The organism is Nostoc cf. edaphicum LEGE 07299, from assembly GCF_015207245.1.
Taxonomy (GTDB): Bacteria; Cyanobacteriota; Cyanobacteriia; order Cyanobacteriales; family Nostocaceae; genus Nostoc; species Nostoc edaphicum_B.
This window is the reverse complement of the sequence record NZ_JADEXF010000675.1, coordinates 1-3,491: the sequence shown is the minus strand read 5'-3', so window position 1 is coordinate 3,491 and position 3,491 is coordinate 1. Positions and strand designations below refer to the sequence as shown.

Below are 3,491 nucleotides of genomic sequence, written 5' to 3'. Positions count from 1 at the left end.
GTTTTTGTAATAAATCTTTAGCTTGTTGCAGGTTAGTTTTAGCTTCTTCTTCTCGCTCTTGCTGCATGAGAATATTCGCCAGACGCAAGTAAGCATCGGGATTTTTCGGACTGCGGCGAATTACTTCCCGAAATAATTCTGTTGCTTCTTCTACTTGTCCTTGCTGGTTTAAAACATCTCCTAAAAACAAGCGCACGACATCATTAGTCGAGTTGATGGAAATCACTTTGCGAAAGGCCGCTTCTGCACCTTGGTAATCTTTTGTTTGGGCAAGATTGATACCTTTTTGAAACAAGTCTGAGGTGATCAAAGTTTTCCAAGCGAAATAGCCAAGGATTGACAGACTCAGAACAACTACAACAGCAGCGATAATCGAACTAGTGGGAAAGGTTTCTAGCATTGTCTACTAAGCCAAAAGACAGGCGATAGGAAAAATTAGATATTCCATAAAAAAGAGTTTCCAGATAAATTGGTAGAATTGAGCGATCGCACTTTTCTCTTGTAAGTCTACCGTCAAACTCCGCAACCACAGCCAAGCCAACAGCCCCAAATGAGTAACTACTAGAAATATGGCGTTAACTGAGGCGACGTTTAGCACCCCAACCAGAATTATTCCTAGATAGCAGGCAGTTATTACCCAAAGAGATAGATTGAACACAGCTTGGGGGCCAAGTTTGATGGTGAAAGTAGTAATATTGTAGAGGCGATCGCCTTCCATATCGGGGATATCTTTAAAGATGGCGATCGCAAAGGTAAACACCAAAATAAATAACGTCAGCACCCACACCACAGGCGGAATTGTTTGATTTTGTTGCAACGCCCAACTGTAATGCAGATATAAACCTAAGTTAACAATCGTACCGCGCACCGAAAAAATACACAGCGCCGCCCAAACGGGAAACTGTTTTAAGCGAATTGGCGGTAAAGAATAAGCAGTACCAATGGCCAAACTAATTGCTACCATACCCAATAAAAACGGGCCAGTTAGCCATGCCACAACCAGCGCTAAAATCCCAGTAGAAGCAACAATTAATTGCCCAGTTTGCTGAGAAAATTCACCAGACGCTAAGGGTAAATGAGGCTTATTAATCTTGTCAATTTCTACATCTTCTAATTGATTCAGCCCCACAATATAAACATTGCCACACAGACAACCAATCCATGCACCGAAGACAGGGAGTAGGGAATATGTAGAGACGTGATGAATAGCGTTTGTAGAGACGCGATTCATCGCGTCTGTAGAGATATGATTAATCGCGTCTCTACTTATAGCAATGGCAATTAAATATAAACCCAAAACACTCAGACTTGTACCAATAATTGTGTGAGGGCGAGAGAATTTCCAGAAGGCATATAACCACTGGAAATATGATTGAACAGGTTTGCCTGGTAAAGGGCTGTTTTGAGAACTTTGGCTCATGAGTAGCTTAAATACAGTATTCTGATTGGTTGTTAATCATTGTCACAGAATTTGGTCATTAGACTTCTTTCATGAATCAATGAGCTTTCACTCTTCTCCTCCGTGCCCTCTGCGGTAGCTTGCGACAAGCCGAAGCGTCTACGTTATTCTAAACTTATAACTTCTTGCCCTAACTCAAATCAAGAATGCGATTAATTTTATACAGTAAACCCGGCTGTCATTTATGTGAAGGCTTGCAAGAAAAGCTAGAACAAATCCAAAATCTCAGTTTCGAGTTGGAAGTTAGGGATATTACGACTCGTGAAGATTGGTTTGCTGCGTATCAGTATGAAGTGCCAGTACTTTATTTATCGAACCGCAGAGGCGCAGAGGACGCGGAGGGAAGTGAGAAACCATTGCCGCGTCCTTCTCCTCGTGCTAGTGTGCAGCAGTTGGAGCAAATGTTGCGTAAATATTTAGCCAATTAGAAAAAAATAATGCAGAATAAGCGCAAGATCAAGAATGTGACGAGGTTCACAAAATGAAATTGCGGGAATTACTAACGGCGGTAGACAGTGTTGAGCAATTGCCAAGCCTTCCCACTTTGGAGGATGTGGAAGTTAGGGGTTTAAAGACGAATTCTCATGCTTGTCGTGTGGGAGATTTGTTTATTGGGATGCCCGGAACGCGGGTTGATGGTGGAGAATTTTGGCAAAGTGCGATCGCATCGGGGGCTGTAGCTGCGATCGTTTCTCCCGAAGCTGCCCAAAAAAATCCTCCCACAAATCAGGCTGTGGTCATTAGTGCCAGTAACATCACTCAAGCTTGTGCGCAGATAGCCAGTGCTTTTTACGGTTATCCAGGGCGAAAACTCAACTTAGTAGGCGTAACTGGTACAAATGGCAAAACTACAACTACTCATCTAATTGAATTTCTACTCAACAAAGCTAATTTAGCTACAGCTTTGATGGGAACTCTCTACACTCGTTGGACAGGTTTTGAGCAAACTGCTGCCCACACTACCCCTTTTGCAGTGGAACTCCAACAGCAGCTAGCAGAGGCGGTAAAGGCTGGAAGTGAGTTCGGAGTGATGGAAGTCAGTTCTCACGCTTTGGCTCAAGGTAGAGTGTTGGGTTGTGAATTTGAGGTGGCGGTATTTAGTAATCTTACTCAAGACCATCTCGACTATCACAGCGATATGGAAGATTACTTTGCCGCCAAAGCGTTATTGTTTAGTCCTGATTATCTTAAGGGACGGGCAATAATTAATGCTGATGATTCTTACGGGAAGCGGTTAATTGCCTCGTTGGATTCCGAACGGGTTTGGAGTTACAGCGTCAACGACAACAGTGCTGATTTATGGATGAGCGATTTAAGTTACCAGCCAAATGGTGTTAGTGGGATATTACATACACCAAAAGGTTATGTAGCTTTTCGATCGCCTCTAGTCGGACAATATAATTTAGAAAATCTTTTAGCAGCCGTCGGAGCAGTTTTACACTTAGGGCTAGATTTGCAGTTAGTGGCAGCTGTGATACCTGAGTTTCCCGGAGTTCCCGGACGGATGGAAAGGGTACAGATCAGTACTGAGCAAGATATTAGCGTGATTGTGGATTATGCCCACACGCCCGATAGCTTGGAAAATTTATTGAAAGCTGCGCGTCCGTTTATACCTGGGAAAGTGATTTGTGTATTTGGTTGTGGAGGTGATCGCGATCGCACCAAGCGCCCAAAAATGGGTAAAATTGCGGCTGAGTTAGCTGATGTGGCAGTGGTGACATCAGATAACCCCCGAACTGAAGATCCAGAAAGGATTTTGCAAGATATTTTGGCGGGAATAGCTGACACAGTACAGCCAACAGTAATTTGCGATCGGGCGATCGCAATTCGTACCGCTATTTTACAAGCACAACCCGGTGATGGAGTATTGCTTGCTGGTAAAGGTCACGAAGACTACCAAATTCTCGGTACCGAAAAAATCCATTTTGACGACCGAGAACACGCCCGCGACGCTTTACAGCAAAGACTTAACGTACAAGCTTAATTTGGGCATTGGAAGAGGCAGAGGAGCAGAGGGGCGGAGGGGAAAGAC

4 protein-coding genes are annotated in these 3,491 nt (G+C 43.8%); 2 read left to right on the top strand and 2 right to left on the bottom strand.

Annotated features, from left to right (window positions below):
• Positions 1 to 400 (bottom strand): tetratricopeptide repeat protein (locus tag IQ229_RS18825; protein ID WP_194046356.1); only part of this gene is annotated, 400 nt, incomplete at its 3' end.
• A 6-nt stretch (positions 401 to 406) separates the two neighbouring features.
• Complete coding sequence (locus IQ229_RS18820) at positions 407 to 1,420, bottom strand: homogentisate phytyltransferase (protein WP_194046354.1); 1,014 nt, start codon at positions 1,418 to 1,420, stop codon at positions 407 to 409.
• Between the two features lie 185 nt (positions 1,421 to 1,605).
• On the opposite strand from IQ229_RS18820, the gene IQ229_RS18815 reads away from it, so the two are divergent.
• Complete coding sequence (locus IQ229_RS18815) at positions 1,606 to 1,887, top strand: glutaredoxin family protein (RefSeq protein WP_194046352.1); 282 nt, start codon at positions 1,606 to 1,608, stop codon at positions 1,885 to 1,887.
• Between the two features lie 53 nt (positions 1,888 to 1,940).
• Entirely contained in the window at positions 1,941 to 3,443 is a 1,503-nt protein-coding gene (locus tag IQ229_RS18810; RefSeq protein WP_194046350.1) for a UDP-N-acetylmuramoyl-L-alanyl-D-glutamate--2,6-diaminopimelate ligase, read from the top strand.
• Positions 3,444 to 3,491: the final 48 nt, after the last annotated feature.